The sequence below is a fragment of the Pseudomonas sp. 05T35 genome, assembly GCF_056396605.1.
Genome location: NZ_JBFTLU010000227.1, coordinates 1 through 14,448, shown reverse-complemented (window position 1 = coordinate 14,448; position 14,448 = coordinate 1). Strand labels below are relative to the sequence as shown.

Below are 14,448 nucleotides of genomic sequence, written 5' to 3'. Positions count from 1 at the left end.
CTCAACCTGGTGGGTTTTGGACGCACGATCACGCTTGAACATACCGGAGGCGGAAAAACCGCGGGCACTATTTTTTAAGGTTTGAAGCAACAAACTTAATCATTTATCTATCCCGATGCATTGCACATGATCACTCCAACAAGAAAAGCGTCGCTTGCGCGGCGCTCACTGAAGTACGTCCACGTACTCACGTTGCCTTGGAGTCCGTCATGGTCACCGGCACCCTGGGTGTGCAACTGTTTCACCTGAACCTCCCAGCACCGGACTCGCCGTTCCCTGCCCGGTGTGCACTTCAACTTCGTTTGACCAGGTCGAGTTCGTCGACGAAGACGTAGTCGTCGAGGCTTTCGGGAAGCAGTTACATCACGATGGGCATCGGTCAGAACGCTTGAGCACCGCACTGAGGACGCGCTGTCCGTATAAGCCGACGCCAAGACCCGACACGATGAGAACGACTGCAACGATTTTGTTGACTGACAGGCTCTCATTGAAAATTGTGACTGAACCGAGCAGCCCAAATACCGGCACCAATAACGACAATGGCGCGACGGTAGACACGGGATATCGTTTCAAAAGTGAATTCCACACCCAGTAGCCGAATAGTGTATTGGGGTAGACCTGGAACAGGATCGACAGGACAGCGCGGTAGTCGAGTTGATTCACCAATGCGCTGTAACCCGTTGAGCCGTTGACAGCGTAATCCAGCGCGAAAAGAGGGATGGGCGAAAACGCGCTGGACCACACCAGAAAAGCGAAGACCTGGGTGGTCTTCGCTTTTTTGTTGATCACGTTGGCGACACTCCAGGCGACCGCTCCCAGCAGCACCAACAGCAGCCCGGCCGTCGTGACTGTCCCATCAACAATCGAGATGATGCTCAACAAGCCACAGCAGGCGATACCTATACCCGCCAGTTGGTAGCGGGAAATCGCTTCCTTGAATATCCATGAGCCCAGCAGGAGGGTGAAAAATGCGCTGAACTGAAGCACCAGCGAAGCGATGCCTGCTGAAAGACCAGACTGGATGCCAAGGTTGACGACGCCCCAAAGTCCGATACCGAAGACCAGACCGTAACCCATGATGTAGCGCCACTGCACATCAGGTTTCGGAATGAAAAAGATCGCTGGAAGTGCGCAAAGCGTGAAGCGAATGCCAGCAAGGATCAGCGGGTCAACGGTGGTGAGGCCCAGTTTGATAACCGAGAAATTCACGCCCCATATGGCAGTAATCGAAATGGCGAGTAGCAGGTGCCTGGCTTTCATGCTGATCGTCCTTGATGGGTCGTTGAAGAATTAAACGTGAGAATCCACAGCAGCAAGGCAGCAGCGCTGATCAAGGCGCCCAGCAGGCTTACTGCCGTCCAGCCCCAGAGCGCATAAACCTGGGTCGCGGCTGCGGCTCCCAGCGCGCTACCGACCGAGTAGAAGCACATGTATGCGCCGACCATGCGACTGTGGGCGTCGGGTCGCGCAGCAAAAATGAGGCTCTGGTTGGTGACGTGTACCGCTTGCACCGCGAAGTCGAGCAGGACTACGCCGCAGACCAGCGCGATCAGGGACGTCTCGGCAAACGTGATGGGTAACCAGGACAGCGTCAGGAGCCCCAGCGAAATGCCGGTCACTCGTTGCCCCAGGCCTTGATCGGCCCAGCGACCGGCTCTACTGGCAGCAAGGGCACCGGCGACGCCGGCCAAGCCAAACAGGCCGATGGCCGTGTGTGAAAGCGACAGCGGCGGAGCGCTCAACGGCAGCACCATGGATGTCCACAGCACGGAAAAAGCGGCAAAGATCAGTAAGGCCAGAAGGCCCCTGGCGCGTAAAGTGCGTTCGGTCATGAACAGTTTGAAGAGTGAATTTATGAGCGCCAGGTAGGAGTCTTGGTGCCTTGGCGGCGCCGTGACAGGAACCACTTTCCACRGCACCGCCGCGATGGTCAGCATCAATCCTGAGGACACGAAGTAAACGGCACGCCAGCCGGCGATGTCCGCTATCAGGCCAGAGGTAAACCGCGCCAGAAGAATGCCCAGGACAATTCCACTGGTTACCGTCCCCACTGCCTGCCCGCGTTGTGATGGCGTTGCCAACACGGCGGCGTATGCCACCAGTACTTGAACAACCACTGCCAGTAAACCCATCACGATCATGGCGCCCAACAGGGCCAGCCATTGCTGTGCTGCGCCGACCGCCGCGAGTGCAACCGCAGACAGCAGGACCTGAGTCAGAATCAGCCGCTTACGGTTGACCCTATCGCCCAGTGGGACGATGAACAGCAACCCCAACGCGTAACCCACCTGAGTGGCCGTCACCACGACCCCGATCAATCCTGAGGCAACGCCCAGGCTCTCAGCCATTGAGGCGAGCAAAGGTTGGGCGAAGTAAACGTTGGCGACTGCAAGTGCGCAGGTGACGGAAAACAATAAGGTGAGCGACGGGGAAAGCCCTGGAGACCGGTCGGTCCTGCTGCGTTCTCCGGTATCCAAATGCAGTAATCCCGAAGGCTGTCTGGAGAACCGATTGGTGGCTGAGTCGGCATCTGCTGTCATGTACACCTCCATGGCGTTAAACTGGTTTCAATTCAGAACTAGATTTCATTGTTGCTGTATCAGGTTTTAAATTGCAACCACATTGCGCCAGGCTGGTGGACAGACTTGGCCACTCCACATTCCGCAAGGTCAAAAAAATGCTCGAAGATGCCTCACCACACAGCAGCGAATGCCCGGTCGCAAGAACACTGGAGGCCATCGGGGATCGTTGGTCGCTCATGATCATCCGCGACGCGTTTGACGACATTCGCCGATTCAGCGAATTTCAAAAGAGCTTGGGCGTGGCCAAGAATATTCTCGCATCGCGACTGAAGACGCTGGTTGAGGTCGGGGTTTTCGACGTTCGACCGGCGTCAGATGGCAGCGCCTACAAGGAATACGTCCTTACGGAAAAAGGACGGGAGATCTTTCCAGTTGTGGTCAGCATGAGGCAGTGGGGCGAACGTTTCCTGTTCAAGCCGCAGGAGACGCGTTCTGTGCTGATGGACAACGAGTCCGGCGAGCCTCTGATGCCGATTGAAGTTCGCTCATCACGCGGTCAAAAACTTGGACCGTCTGACTGCCACAGAGTGAGACGTGTTGGCGGCGAGTCGTGAATCGACAGCAGACTTGCCTCGCCCCGGAATCTCCTGACTGACTGGCCTTACACGGTGTTGCGGGTTTTTTTCTGCTCTTTTTTGCCGGGCGTTTAATAGAATGCTCAGATTGAACGCCAAGACACCGGCGCGTACTACAGTGCCACGCCCCCCTATGAACACCCATTTTGAGAGAGCAGCATGATCGAGGTCACCGAGGTTCCCATTGCCCAACTGCGGGCGGCGCTCGAATCGGGCCAGACCACGGCGGTTGAACTGGTGCAGGCCTATCTCGCCCGCATCGATGCCTACGACGGCCCCGACACGCCCACCGCCCTTAACGCGGTGGTGGTGCGCAACCCCGAGGCGCTGAACGAGGCGCAGGCCTCCGATGCCCGCCGCGCCAAAGGCGAGACGCTGGGCCCGCTCGATGGCATTCCCTACACGGCCAAGGACAGTTATCTGGTGAAGGGGCTGACCGCCGCGTCCGGAAGCCCGGCCTTCGCCAACCTGATTGCCTATCGCGATGCGTTTACCATCGAACGGCTGCGCGCGGCCGGCGCCATCTGCCTGGGCAAAACCAACATGCCGCCGATGGCCAACGGCGGCATGCAGCGCGGGGTCTATGGCCGGGCAGAAAGCCCGTACAACGCTGACTACCTCACCGCCCCCTTCGCCTCCGGCTCATCGAACGGCGCCGGTACCGCCACCGCCGCCAGTTTCGCAGCCTTCGGCCTCGCGGAAGAAACCTGGTCGAGCGGACGCGGCCCTGCCTCGAACAATGGCCTGTGCGCCTACACGCCATCACGCGGGGTGATCTCGGTGCGCGGCAACTGGCCGTTGACGCCGACCATGGACGTGGTCGTGCCGTTTGCCAGAACCATGGCCGACCTCCTCGAAGTGCTCGACGTGGTCGTGGCAGAAGATCCCGACACACGCGGCGACCTGTGGCGGATGCAACCCTGGGTGCCGATCCCGAGCGTCGCTTCGGTGCGCCCCATCTCCTATGTGGCGCTTGCCGCCAATCCCGATGCACTCGCCGGAAAACGCTTCGGCATTCCGCGGATGTACATCAACGCCGATCCCGAAGCCGGCACCTCTGAAGCACCCGGCATCGGTGGCCCGACCGGGCAGCGAATCAACACCCGCGCCTCGGTCATCGGGCTCTGGGAACAGGCTCGCCAGGCACTCGAAGCCGCTGGCGCCGAAGTGATCGACGTCGACTTCCCGCTGGTCTCCAACTGCGAAGGCGATCGCCCCGGTGCGCCGACTGTGTTCAATCGCGGCATCGTCGTCAAAGAGTTCCTCCACGATGAGCTGTGGGACCTGACCGCGTGGGCGTTCGATGACTTCCTGCAAGCCAACGGCGATCCAAAATTGAATCGCCTGGTCGACGTCAACGGACCGCTGATCTTCCCCCACGACCCCGGCACCCTGCCCAACCGCGAAGGCGACCTTGCCGCCGGCATGGACGAATACGTGCGAATGGCCGAGCGCGGCCTGACGCCGTGGGACCAGATCACCACCGTGCCCGACGGCCTGCGAGGACTTGAACAGACCCGTAAAATCGACCTCGAAGACTGGATGGACCGGCTCGGCCTCGATGCCGTGCTCTTCCCGACTGTCGCCGACGTCGGCCCGGCGAATGCCGATGTCGACCCAACGTCGGCGGACATCGCCTGGAGCAACGGCATCTGGGTCGCCAACGGCAACCTCGCCATCCGCCACCTCGGCGTGCCCACGGTCACCGTGCCGATGGGTGTGATGCCGGACATCGGCATGCCGGTCGGGCTGACCTTTGCTGGGCGTGCGTATGACGATTCGACGTTGCTGCGGTTGGCTTCGGCGTTCGAGGCGACGGGGACGAAGCGGATGATTCCGCCGAGGACTCCGGCGTTGCGCAAGTAAATGGCTATGTAGTGGAATGACAGGCGGATGCGATGGTGCGTCCGCCTTCTGCTGGATTTGCCACCCCAATGTCACAACAAGGAATGTTTGCACATGAAATTCGGCTACATGATCATCTACGTCCCGGACGTTGCAGCCTCACTCCAGTTCTTCTCATCCGCCTTCGGGATTGCCACCCGCTTCCTCCACGAATCCGCCACCTACGGCGAACTCGACACCGGCGAAACCACCCTGGCATTCGCCGCCAACGAACTCGCGGCGATGAACTTCAACACCGGCCACCTCTCGGCCCACGCCTCCCCCAAACCACTGGGCATAGAAGTGGGCCTGGTGACCRACGACGTCCCCGCCGCCCATGCCAAAGCGCTACACGCCGGCGCCACTGAAATAGCCGCCCCCCTCATCAAACCCTGGGGACAAACCGTCTCTTACGTTCGCTGCCCGGACGGGACATTGGTGGAGCTTTGCACGCCTGTGCGGGCGTGAGTGATAGCTGGGGCTTAAATACCGAGTTGGCTCGCTACGAACGCAGTCTGCCAATCGCCTGCCGATACTTTTCAATTCGCTCCAGATCTTCCCAGGACGGCTGTGCGATTCGGGACACATCACTGTTCTCTTCAAGGTCAGCCAGCTTGACCACACGGCCTATCGGGTTCTGCGCCGCTCGTTCGACGAACAGTTCGTAGGACTCTCCCGGCAGCTTGGTGACAGACTCAATGGCCGCCAGCACCGTTTCACTGAAGCCTTCTTGACGCAAATCATCGAGGCTGATGCCGCAGTCCTCGACCACGTCATGCAGAACCGCCACGATCCGCTCTTCCAGGGTGTCGACCCTCAGCATCACTTTCAGCGGGTGCAGGATGTACGGCGAACCGCCCTTGTCGACCTGCCCTTCGTGAGCGGCAGCAGCAATGGCGATGGCACGTTCCAGTGTTTGAGTCATCTCGGTTTTCCTTGGCTACAAAGCCGTAGCGGTTGCTCACGTAGATGCCGAGCTTGAGCCAACCCACGACGGACTTCCACTCCCCCACGCTCGGCGCTGCCGAAGGCTCGGGCCGCGTTCGGACGATCTTTTGATTTTCAGCTCCGAAACTCTCGTAGGAATCCCCCCACCGTGGCGAGGGAGCTTGCTCCCGCTGGGTTGCGAAGCAGCCCCAAGCCCTACCTCCCAACTTCCTCAGACACTCCGCAACGCCCGGTTTACGGCAAATACGCCGCCGAACATGGACAAACCACATCACCACAATGGCCGCGCAGCGTCCTACACCCCGGTTGCGGCGCCAAAAGCCGAGGCTTATATTCGACCCGTCGCTGACATTGTTGGCGACAGGGTTTCGCAGCCCTAAGAAGAGCACCAGTACCGTCAGGCACGACACAGCCGGTTTCCGACTGTGAATTGGTTATGACGGTTTTGATTTATCTTTTTAGGATTAAAATCATGACGACTCAAAACCCGCCCCACCGCTTCACCCCCATGAGCCAATTCGCCACCGACTGCCCAGTCCTGCACATCGACAGCGACGTCCCGCTACGCGAACTCCACAACTGCGTCAGCGAACGCCTCAACGCCGTCCTCAAATACCTCAACCTGATGGCCTGTACCAGCCTCCCCGACTACGCCGAGAACGACATCAACACCGTCACCAATATTGCTCGGATCATGGTTCAGGATGTTGTGGATGTGTTTGGGGTGATTGAGCAGCGTGGGTTTGATATGTCTAAAGGTCAGTGACCTGCATTTAGTCGCAAAAAAACCGCATTGCTGCGGTTTTTTGTTACCTGCTTACATTCCGTTTTTATCCTGCGAGCAGCGGTTAGTCCAAACCGTCGAACCAAACTTCGTAAGTCGCATCAGCAATGGATATAACTCTTCGAAATCTGAACTGAGCGGCTCATACAGGGTTGTCAGTTCTTCAAACGCGCCACGTAGATTCTCAGGCTCGGATAAACGTTCGGATATAACGTCTAGTCCGTGGCCGATCATTGAAAAGTCCCTGTACGCTCCAAGCCAGTCTTCAGAAATGATCAATGGCGCAATCTGAGCTAGACGCTCGGGCAAATCGATTTCGCTCTGTAGGAGGCCGTAGACCCTTTTAGAGAACGTCTCCAAGGTTGTTTCGGCATACCGGTCCCAATCCCGAGCCAGGCAGTGATCGAAAAACATGTCGAGGGCGATACCCCCATATCGACGTCGCGTAACCGTAAACCGGCCTAAGGCCCTTTTGACAACAGGGTGAGAATCAGTGAAGGCGTCAATCTTGCGATGAAGGTTGATCGCTTCTTCAGTCTTGGCAGAAAAGCGACCTGGAAGCGCTCCTTTCACGAAATCTCCATAGAGGCTCCCTAGCAGCTGTTCTGGCTCCTGACCACCTAAATGGAGATGTGCGAGGTAATTCATGCTCCTCCCGATCAAAAAGAATCCTACCTACTGGATGGTAGCTTATATTCAGATTTCTGATTGATCAATATCCACTGTCCTCCCCGCCCCTGTGAGAATCCCATGCAAGATTGGACGCAAACCCGCAAAGATATCAACACTCGCCTCGTTGAACTCAACGGCCTATCCCCGGAGACCATGAAAGGCATGGCTGCGCTAGGCGCCGCTGGCGGCAAGACCAACCATCTGGACGCCAAAACCCGCGAGCTGATTTCCTTGGCCGTAGCTGTGACCACTCGCTGCGATGGGTGCATTGCCTTCCACGCAGCGGAAGCCAAGAAGCTCGGTGTTACCAGTGAAGAGGTAGCCGAAGCACTGGGTGTAGCTATCAACATGAACGCCGGTGCCGCGCTGGTTTACAGCACTCACGTCCTCGACGCATTCGACAAATCCTGAATAAAACGCCGATTTTCAACCCTTCAAACGACGTCGAGATTAGTCATGAATAAGCTGTTTACCCCGTACGATCTGTCCGGCACTGCGCTCAAAAATCGTGTTGTCATGGCGCCAATGACTCGCACCCGAACGCTGGACAATATTCCTAACGACTCCACCGCTCTGTATTACGCGCAACGCGCTTCCGCTGGCCTTCTGATCACTGAAGGATTGCCGATTTCCGACGAGGCCCGTGGCTACCTCTACACACCGGGCATTTATGCCGAAGAACACCTGCCCGGCTGGCGTCACGTCACTGAAGAAGTGCATGCCAAAGGCGGGAAGATTTTTGCACAGTTGTGGCACGTAGGCCGCATGTCCCATCTATCGGTGCATGGTCTGGCACCGGTCTCCTCGGGCACGGTGCCTGCGGTTGATACCACGGTGTATGCCTGGGTCGAGCCTGGTAAATCAGGCCCTGTTCAACCCAGCGCACCTCGTGCATTGGAAACTGGCGAAGTGAAACGCGTTATTGCGGACTTCGTAAAGTCTGCGCGCATGGCGATGGACGCCGGTTTCGACGGTATCGAAATAATGGCCGCCAACGGCTTTCTGTTCGATCAGTTCCTGAGCAGCGCCCTGAACACTCGTACCGACCAGTACGGAGGCTCTATTGCCAACCGTCAGCGCTTCCTGCTGGAAACCATTGATGCAATTGCAGCCGAAATCGGCGGCTCGAAGATTGGCGTACGTTTCTCGCCGTTCGGCCGCCTGTATGACTTTGGCGTATACGAAGGTGAAGAAGAAACCTGGATGAGCATGGCGGCTGCGCTCAATGACCGCGAATTGGCGTTCGTTCACCTGAACTACCAACCGACCATCCTCGCCGCGCAAACACCTCCGGGTTTCGGCGCCGCATTCCGCAAAGCCTACAAAGGCACCTTGATGGCGGCCGGCGGCTTCACCAAAGAGATCGCGGAGTCGGAACTGGCCAAAGGTGAACTCGACCTGATCGCTTTCGGCACTGCCTACATTGCCAACCCTGATCTGGTAGAGCGTATGCAAAACGATTGGCCATTGGCCGAGGGCGATCGTGCGACCTACTACGGCGTTAGCGATTCGATTGATAAGGGTTACACCGACTATCCGGAATATGCAGCAGCCGAAGTCTGACATTCCTTTTCCAGCATTCAGGAGCACACCATGCCACTCGTTACGATCAAAGGCATTGAAGGCGTTTTTACCGATGAGCAAAAGGCTGAGGTCATTCGCAAGGTGACTGACGCCATGGTGTCGATAGAAGGCGAAAATATGCGCGCCCTCACATGGGTCATTTTTGAAGAGGTCAAAAGCGGGGACTGGGGCATCGCAGGCAACCCCATCACTGCACAGGAAGTGTTGAAGCTGCAAGCCGGCCAGTAGGGCTTCACCTTCAAGTAGTTGGCTCCCTGGTCGTTGAGTGCATTTATGCTCAACGACCAGGGAGCTTTTTGCGTTCTGAAAGAGCGCCAAGGTTTGTTGGGGATCAATCCGTGATTCTGATCATCTATGCCCATCCTTACCCTGAGAAATCCAACGTCAACAAGTTGATGCTCGGGCTGGCCGCAAATAATTCCGATGTCGTCGTCCGCTCCCTTTACGACTTGTATCCCGATTTCAACATCAATGCAGAAGCTGAACAGAAGGCCGTTGAACAGGCAGATCTGCTGGTTTTGCAACATCCACTGTTCTGGTACAGCTACCCACCTCTTCTAAAACTGTGGATCGACAAGGTCTTCACTCAGGGCTGGGCTTATGGCGAGGGCGCTACCGCGCTCAAAAACAAGCACCTGCTATGGGCCGTGACCACAGGAGGTGAGCACTATCACTTCAACATCGGCGATAACCCCGGGTTTGCGGTGCTTGCCCAGCCCCTTCAGGCAACGGCGAGTTACTGCGGAATGCGTTGGCTAAGCCCGGTAGCAGTCCATGGTGCTTATAGAGCAGATCAAAACGCGCTGCTCTCACAAGTACGCGATTACAGCGCACGCCTCACCTCGTGGAGGGATGATTGAATGGACACTCACAGCCTGATTGAAATGCTCATATACTTGGGCTCAGCGGCAATGGTTGTGCCCCTCGCCGTTCGGTTGGGACTGGGGCCAGTGCTGGGTTACCTGCTAGCCGGCGGCCTGATCGGCCCATGGGGCTTGAAGTTGGTAACGGATGTGGAATCCATTCTGCATTTTGCTGAAATTGGCGTCGTTTTGATGCTTTTCATCGTTGGCCTTGAACTTGACCCCAAGCGCCTCTGGGCTATGCGCCGTATGGTGTTCGGTGGCGGCGCCCTGCAAATGCTTGCGTGTGGTACAGCAATCGCCCTGTTTTGCGCCGCACTGGGCTTGAATTGGACGGCGGCGCTGTTAGTGGGTTTGACACTGAGTCTGTCGTCGACTGCTATCGCTATGCAGGCGATGAACGAGCGCAACATGATCCCGACGGCTGTGGGTCGTAGTAGTTTTGCTGTGCTGCTGTTCCAGGACATCGCGGCGATTCCGCTGGTCGCGATGATTCCTTTGTTGGCGGCAAATGGTGGTACGCCGTCCGGCGGTGAACTAGCGCTGTCCATCGTAAAAATCGTCGGTGCGATTGTCGCGGTGGTGCTCTTGGGTCAGTACGTTTCCCGACCCGTCCTGCGCTTCGTCGCGCGTTCGGGCTTACGTGAAATCTTCAGTGCCGTTGCGCTATTTCTGGTGTTCGGATTCGGCTTGTTGCTGGAAGAGGCAGGATTGTCCATGGCCATGGGCGCCTTTCTCGCCGGTGTTCTGTTAGCGAGCTCGGAATACCGGCACGCGCTGGAAAGTGACATCGAGCCATTCAAGGGACTGCTGCTCGGTTTGTTCTTTATTGGCGTCGGAATGTCGATCGACTTCGGTACGTTGATTGATGCACCACTGAAAGTCTTGACGCTGACCCTGGGGTTTATCCTGATCAAGCTGCTGGTAATCAAACTCCTTGGTCGCTTCTTGAGTGTCCCGAATGAACAACGCTCTTGGCAGGCGGTGTTTCTGGGTCAGGGCAGTGAGTTCGCCTTCGTCGTGTTTGGCGCAGCAACGGTTGCCGGCATTCTGGTCAACTCTTGGGGCAAAAGTTTGACTCTGGCGGTAGCGTTATCCATGTGCGTCACACCGCTGCTGATCCTGGTGCTCAATCGCATGGAGTCCGCAAATAAACGGGGCAATCAGGAAGCTGACACCATCGACCAGAGCAATACTCGGGTGATCATCGCCGGCTTCGGTCGATTCGGCCAAATCGCCGGCCGTCTACTGATGTCCTGTAGTTTTGAAGTAGTGGTGCTGGATCACGATCCCGATCATATCGAGACGTTGCGCAAGTTCGGGGTCAAGGTGTTCTATGGCGACGCGACCCGCCTCGATTTGCTGCATGCCGCCGGTGCTGCACAAGCAGTGGTGTTGATCAACGCGATCGACAATCAGGAAGACAACTTGGCATTGACCAGGCTGGCTCAGGAGCATTTTCCATCTCTGAAGTTGGTGGTGCGCGCTCGCGATATGGGGCACATCATTACCCTACGCCAGATGGGTATAGAGGCAGTCGAGCGGGAAACTTTTGAGAGCGCGTTATCCCTTGGGCGCAGAGCGCTGGAACAGCTGGGAGTCGGGCGCTACGAGGCGCGGGAACGGGCTGATAGATTCCGTCGACTGAATCTGGACATGCTTGAAGAAATGGCTGCCCAGCCGGAGGACGATACCGAGTTCAAGTACGACGCCTACAAGCGCGCTAACGCGCTGCTGACGGAAATCTTCAATGAAGATCGCGCTCACCCCTTTGATAACGGGCCGGGGAAAATTCTACCTGCGATCAAAGACCGACAAGCAGCGAACCAAGAAGACTGAACGGTGGGACTGAGGCTCGACTAACGAGCCTCTTCCAGCTCCGCGAGTATTACTTTCTTCAGGATCGAGACTGAACGAGATCCAGGCATGACCCGCAAAAGCCGGCTCTGGTGGAACACCGCCAAGGATGGCACCGCGCGAATGCCATACATCTGCGCAATCGTCGGGGACACCGCTACGTCTATCTTTCCAAAAACTGCCGAGGAGTGAAGCTTCTCCTCCAGAGCATGAAAGACCGGCTTCATTTCCTGACAAGGCTTGCACCAGGACGCTGAAAACAGCACCACGCTGCTGCCTTTGGCAACGAAGCGGGCGAACTGTGGAGCGTTCAACTCAACGATATGACTCATCAGATCCTCTTTCCACGCTATAGGAGGTCGGCACTAATAAGTGCCGCACACCCTCTGCCCATCAAATTTTGCAGCCATCAATACCGCAGACTTGACCTATAAAATTGTCGTCCCTGACCTGTACCTTCGCCTGCATCTTATTCAGTGCTTCGAGAAAAACGGCCTCAGGCTGAGCACCGGGCAACGAGAACTCGTTGTTGAAGACGAACATCGGCACGCCCGATCCCAGTCGCGCAACGAAATGCTCATCCTCTTCCATCTCCGCGCGCAGCTCTGCCGATGACCATGCGAGCTTGATTGATTCTTCCGACACACCCACTTCCCGCGCAATCGCCTCCAGACTGGAACGATCAAACAGTGATTTGCCATGGGTAGTGCTTTGTTCATATAGCGCCTCTAAGAGACGTTTTTTCACTGCGGGGTCGTCAACCGCCTTGACCAGAACATGGGCGTCGGTGGTATCGCCAAACTGCATGGTGGCAAAGCGATAATCCAACCCCGCATCGTTGCCGTACTTGATTACGGTACTCATCATCGCCTCAGCGGTGTCTGAGTTACCGAGCTTGCGTTTAAGAGCCGCAATCATAGGTTCAGGTGTGTGATTCGCMGCCAGACGATAAGCGCGGATATTTATTTGCACAGAGTCCTTTTCATCAAAGCGATCCAGGGCTTTTTCAAAACGACGCTTGGCAACCCAACACCAGGGGCAGACAAAATCAGACCAGATATCGACTACGTATTTTTTCGAAGTGGTTTGCATAACTCATCCTGCGAGAAGAAATGAAGACCGCATTGCCAGCGTTTCAAGCAAATGATTAAAGCCAGCTAAAGGGTAGGTTGACCGACCCAAAGCCCAATCGATGAGACTTGAACCCTCCAGCGCGCTCAGCAGCATGAAGGCGTACTCCTCAATGGGCTTGTCCAGCGACCAGTTGTGCAGCTGGGCTGCGTCACTGAGGGTGGCTTTAAGCCAGTCGAGCTGTGACTCAAAGAATTCTCGAGTGAGTCCTTGCAGCGATACAGGCAATGCCGCCATTTCCGCGGCCAATGCGCCGCATAACGGCAGCAGCCCGTCATGGGCACTGGCAACGAAAAGCCGCGAAAACTCACGTAGCCGCAGCAGCGGATCGGGATGCGTGGCTTCTATCGAACCAAGTGTCTCTTTGAAGCGATTGATGTAATCCTTGATCAGCTCCGCGCCCAGGCATTCCTTGGTCGGGAAATGATGGTGAATACTGGCTTTCCTGATGCCGATCTGTGCTGCTAGGTCGGCGTAACTGAACGCTGAGTAACCTTTGGAGCGCATCTGTGTTTCCGCGACATTCAACAGTGCGGCTTTTGTCGTGATAGACATTGGAGACTCCTTCAGCCAGCGTTCAGCCGTTTTTTGGCCAGGCAGCGATCCGGTGAAAGCCCTCCCCAAGGAGGGCTGTTCCATCGCGCTGCACTTGTCACTGTGGYCAGGCACGTACGGCCATGATCCCTGCATCCACGTCCCAGATTGCGCCTGTCACCCAAGATGTCTTGTCCGACAGCAGGAACAGGATGGTGTTGGCGACGTCTTCTGGAACACCGACTCGACCCAGTGGGTGGAAATCGTTCAGCGACTTCATCGCTTCCGGAATCGCTTCCTTGTCCATGAAGCCTTCGTAGATCGAGGTGTGAACAATGCCTGGCGATACCGCGTTGACGCGGATACCCGAATGAGCCAACTCGATTGCCAGGTTACGCGTCAACGCATGCAGACCTGCCTTTGCCATGGAGTAGGCGGACGCAGGTGAACCGGCCAATGCGGCCTGTGCACCGATGGAGCCGACGTTTACGATTGACCCTTCGCGCTTGATTGCGAGCATGTTTTTCACGACGGCCTGAGTGATGAAGAAGGTCGCGCGGTTGAGCGACAGGTACATGTCGTACTCCGCTTCGTCGTGCTCGGTAAACGGTTTTGGAATGAAGATCCCAGCCGAGTTCACCATCAGGCTTATATCGCTGTGTTTGGCGTTGATTTCGTCGCGGACGAAGTTCATGCCTTCTTCAGTCATCAAGTTGGCTACGATCACCGACACTGAACCCAGCGGGCTCAGCTCATTACGAACGGCGTCAGCCTTGTCTTGCTTGCTGCCGGTGAGCACTACGCTACTGCCAGCCTTGAGCGCCATGCGCGCCGTTTCCAGGCCCATGCCACTGGTGCCGCCGACGACCAACAGTTTCTTGCCTTTAAAAAAATCGTTCATTACAGACTCCGGGTATACAGATTTCGTAAGAGGCGGCACCGAGACAGCTTTCTGCCTGGTGCACGCAAGCTATTTATCTCGATGAATCAGACGAATTAGCCTTCAAGTACTTCGAGGGTCGGCACCATACGAA

General features: G+C 56.8%; 17 protein-coding genes. 9 read left to right on the top strand and 8 right to left on the bottom strand.

Translation table 11 applies throughout. The annotated features are described in order from the left end of the window. Nucleotides 1-363: 363 nt before the first annotated feature. Nucleotides 364-1,260, bottom strand: coding sequence for an EamA family transporter (locus tag AC1DH9_RS17780; RefSeq protein ID WP_427543702.1), 897 nt, complete (start codon nt 1,258-1,260; stop codon nt 364-366). Continuing rightward, nucleotides 1,257-2,540, bottom strand: coding sequence for an MFS transporter (locus tag AC1DH9_RS17775; protein ID WP_477808511.1), 1,284 nt, complete (start codon nt 2,538-2,540; stop codon nt 1,257-1,259). The genes AC1DH9_RS17780 and AC1DH9_RS17775 overlap by 4 nt, the downstream gene beginning before the upstream one ends. Before the next feature lie 137 nt (nt 2,541-2,677). Here AC1DH9_RS17775 and AC1DH9_RS17770 point away from each other — a divergent pair, with 137 nt between their 5' ends. The 3 genes from AC1DH9_RS17770 (at nt 2,678) to AC1DH9_RS17760 (ending at nt 5,509) form a co-directional block, all read left to right on the top strand. After that, a complete protein-coding gene (locus AC1DH9_RS17770) occupies nt 2,678-3,136 on the top strand; it encodes a winged helix-turn-helix transcriptional regulator (RefSeq protein WP_427543707.1) in 459 nt (152 codons plus the stop codon). 180 nt (nt 3,137-3,316) lie between these two features. Next, the gene (locus AC1DH9_RS17765; RefSeq protein ID WP_427543710.1) at nt 3,317-5,023 is read left to right on the top strand and encodes an amidase; all 1,707 of its coding nucleotides are present in this window, start codon (nt 3,317-3,319) and stop codon (nt 5,021-5,023) included. Nucleotides 5,024-5,116: 93 nt separating this feature from the next. Then, nucleotides 5,117-5,509, top strand: a complete 393-nt coding sequence (locus tag AC1DH9_RS17760) for a VOC family protein (protein WP_477808510.1) — start codon at nt 5,117-5,119, stop codon at nt 5,507-5,509. Between the two features lie 34 nt (nt 5,510-5,543). On the opposite strand, the gene AC1DH9_RS17755 is transcribed toward AC1DH9_RS17760, so the two are convergent. Beyond that, nucleotides 5,544-5,966 carry an HD domain-containing protein gene (locus AC1DH9_RS17755; protein ID WP_427543716.1) on the bottom strand — a complete coding sequence of 141 codons (423 nt, stop codon included), beginning with the start codon at nt 5,964-5,966 and terminating at the stop codon, nt 5,544-5,546. A gap of 495 nt (nt 5,967-6,461) precedes the next feature. On the opposite strand from AC1DH9_RS17755, the gene AC1DH9_RS17750 reads away from it, so the two are divergent. Then, nucleotides 6,462-6,755 carry a fructose-bisphosphate aldolase gene (locus tag AC1DH9_RS17750; protein ID WP_427543719.1) on the top strand — a complete coding sequence of 98 codons (294 nt, stop codon included), beginning with the start codon at nt 6,462-6,464 and terminating at the stop codon, nt 6,753-6,755. Between the two features lie 51 nt (nt 6,756-6,806). Here AC1DH9_RS17750 and AC1DH9_RS17745 read toward each other — a convergent pair whose 3' ends face one another. Continuing rightward, entirely contained in the window at nt 6,807-7,421 is a 615-nt protein-coding gene (locus AC1DH9_RS17745; RefSeq protein ID WP_477808509.1) for an acyl carrier protein phosphodiesterase, read from the bottom strand. Between the two features lie 102 nt (nt 7,422-7,523). Between AC1DH9_RS17745 and AC1DH9_RS17740 the strand changes: the two genes are divergently transcribed. From AC1DH9_RS17740 to kefC, 5 genes are all read left to right on the top strand, one after another. Continuing rightward, complete coding sequence (locus AC1DH9_RS17740; RefSeq protein WP_427543725.1) at nt 7,524-7,856, top strand: carboxymuconolactone decarboxylase family protein; 333 nt, start codon at nt 7,524-7,526, stop codon at nt 7,854-7,856. 45 nt (nt 7,857-7,901) lie between these two features. Then, entirely contained in the window at nt 7,902-9,008 is a 1,107-nt protein-coding gene (locus AC1DH9_RS17735; RefSeq protein WP_427543728.1) for an alkene reductase, read from the top strand. Nucleotides 9,009-9,038: 30 nt separating this feature from the next. After that, on the top strand, nt 9,039-9,257 hold the full coding sequence (locus tag AC1DH9_RS17730) for a tautomerase family protein (protein ID WP_427543731.1): 219 nt from the start codon (nt 9,039-9,041) through the stop codon (nt 9,255-9,257). A 110-nt stretch (nt 9,258-9,367) separates the two neighbouring features. Continuing rightward, nucleotides 9,368-9,889: a glutathione-regulated potassium-efflux system oxidoreductase KefF gene (gene kefF, locus AC1DH9_RS17725; RefSeq protein ID WP_427543734.1), complete on the top strand. Its 522-nt coding sequence runs from the start codon at nt 9,368-9,370 to the stop codon at nt 9,887-9,889. Next, nucleotides 9,890-11,731, top strand: coding sequence for a glutathione-regulated potassium-efflux system protein KefC (gene kefC, locus AC1DH9_RS17720; RefSeq protein ID WP_427543737.1), 1,842 nt, complete (start codon nt 9,890-9,892; stop codon nt 11,729-11,731). It begins immediately after the preceding gene. 20 nt (nt 11,732-11,751) lie between these two features. Here the strand turns inward: kefC and AC1DH9_RS17715 are convergent, their stop codons facing one another. The 4 genes from AC1DH9_RS17715 to AC1DH9_RS17700 form a co-directional block, all read right to left on the bottom strand. Further along, nucleotides 11,752-12,081 carry a thioredoxin family protein gene (locus AC1DH9_RS17715; protein ID WP_427543740.1) on the bottom strand — a complete coding sequence of 110 codons (330 nt, stop codon included), beginning with the start codon at nt 12,079-12,081 and terminating at the stop codon, nt 11,752-11,754. Nucleotides 12,082-12,142: 61 nt separating this feature from the next. Beyond that, nucleotides 12,143-12,841, bottom strand: a complete 699-nt coding sequence (locus AC1DH9_RS17710; protein ID WP_427543743.1) for a DsbA family oxidoreductase — start codon at nt 12,839-12,841, stop codon at nt 12,143-12,145. Nucleotides 12,842-12,844: 3 nt separating this feature from the next. Further along, nucleotides 12,845-13,435 carry a TetR/AcrR family transcriptional regulator gene (locus AC1DH9_RS17705; protein ID WP_427543746.1) on the bottom strand — a complete coding sequence of 197 codons (591 nt, stop codon included), beginning with the start codon at nt 13,433-13,435 and terminating at the stop codon, nt 12,845-12,847. Between the two features lie 97 nt (nt 13,436-13,532). After that, nucleotides 13,533-14,315 (bottom strand): SDR family NAD(P)-dependent oxidoreductase, encoded by a 783-nt coding sequence (locus AC1DH9_RS17700; protein WP_477808508.1) that lies wholly within the window; start codon nt 14,313-14,315, stop codon nt 13,533-13,535. Nucleotides 14,316-14,448 lie beyond the last annotated feature (133 nt).

Excerpts from the sequence above, each read along its gene's own strand:
- AC1DH9_RS17780 (WP_427543702.1), bottom strand. The coding sequence starts at position 1,260 with ATGAAAGCCAGGCACCTGCTACTCGCCATTTCGATTACTGCCATATGG.
- AC1DH9_RS17770 (WP_427543707.1), top strand. The coding sequence starts at position 2,678 with ATGCTCGAAGATGCCTCACCACACAGCAGCGAATGCCCGGTCGCAAGA.
- AC1DH9_RS17765 (WP_427543710.1), top strand. The coding sequence starts at position 3,317 with ATGATCGAGGTCACCGAGGTTCCCATTGCCCAACTGCGGGCGGCGCTC.
- AC1DH9_RS17755 (WP_427543716.1), bottom strand. The coding sequence starts at position 5,966 with ATGACTCAAACACTGGAACGTGCCATCGCCATTGCTGCTGCCGCTCAC.
- AC1DH9_RS17750 (WP_427543719.1), top strand. The coding sequence starts at position 6,462 with ATGACGACTCAAAACCCGCCCCACCGCTTCACCCCCATGAGCCAATTC.
- AC1DH9_RS17745 (WP_477808509.1), bottom strand. The coding sequence starts at position 7,421 with ATGAATTACCTCGCACATCTCCATTTAGGTGGTCAGGAGCCAGAACAG.
- AC1DH9_RS17740 (WP_427543725.1), top strand. The coding sequence starts at position 7,524 with ATGCAAGATTGGACGCAAACCCGCAAAGATATCAACACTCGCCTCGTT.
- AC1DH9_RS17735 (WP_427543728.1), top strand. The coding sequence starts at position 7,902 with ATGAATAAGCTGTTTACCCCGTACGATCTGTCCGGCACTGCGCTCAAA.
- AC1DH9_RS17730 (WP_427543731.1), top strand. The coding sequence starts at position 9,039 with ATGCCACTCGTTACGATCAAAGGCATTGAAGGCGTTTTTACCGATGAG.
- kefC (WP_427543737.1), top strand. The coding sequence starts at position 9,890 with ATGGACACTCACAGCCTGATTGAAATGCTCATATACTTGGGCTCAGCG.
- AC1DH9_RS17715 (WP_427543740.1), bottom strand. The coding sequence starts at position 12,081 with ATGAGTCATATCGTTGAGTTGAACGCTCCACAGTTCGCCCGCTTCGTT.
- AC1DH9_RS17705 (WP_427543746.1), bottom strand. The coding sequence starts at position 13,435 with ATGTCTATCACGACAAAAGCCGCACTGTTGAATGTCGCGGAAACACAG.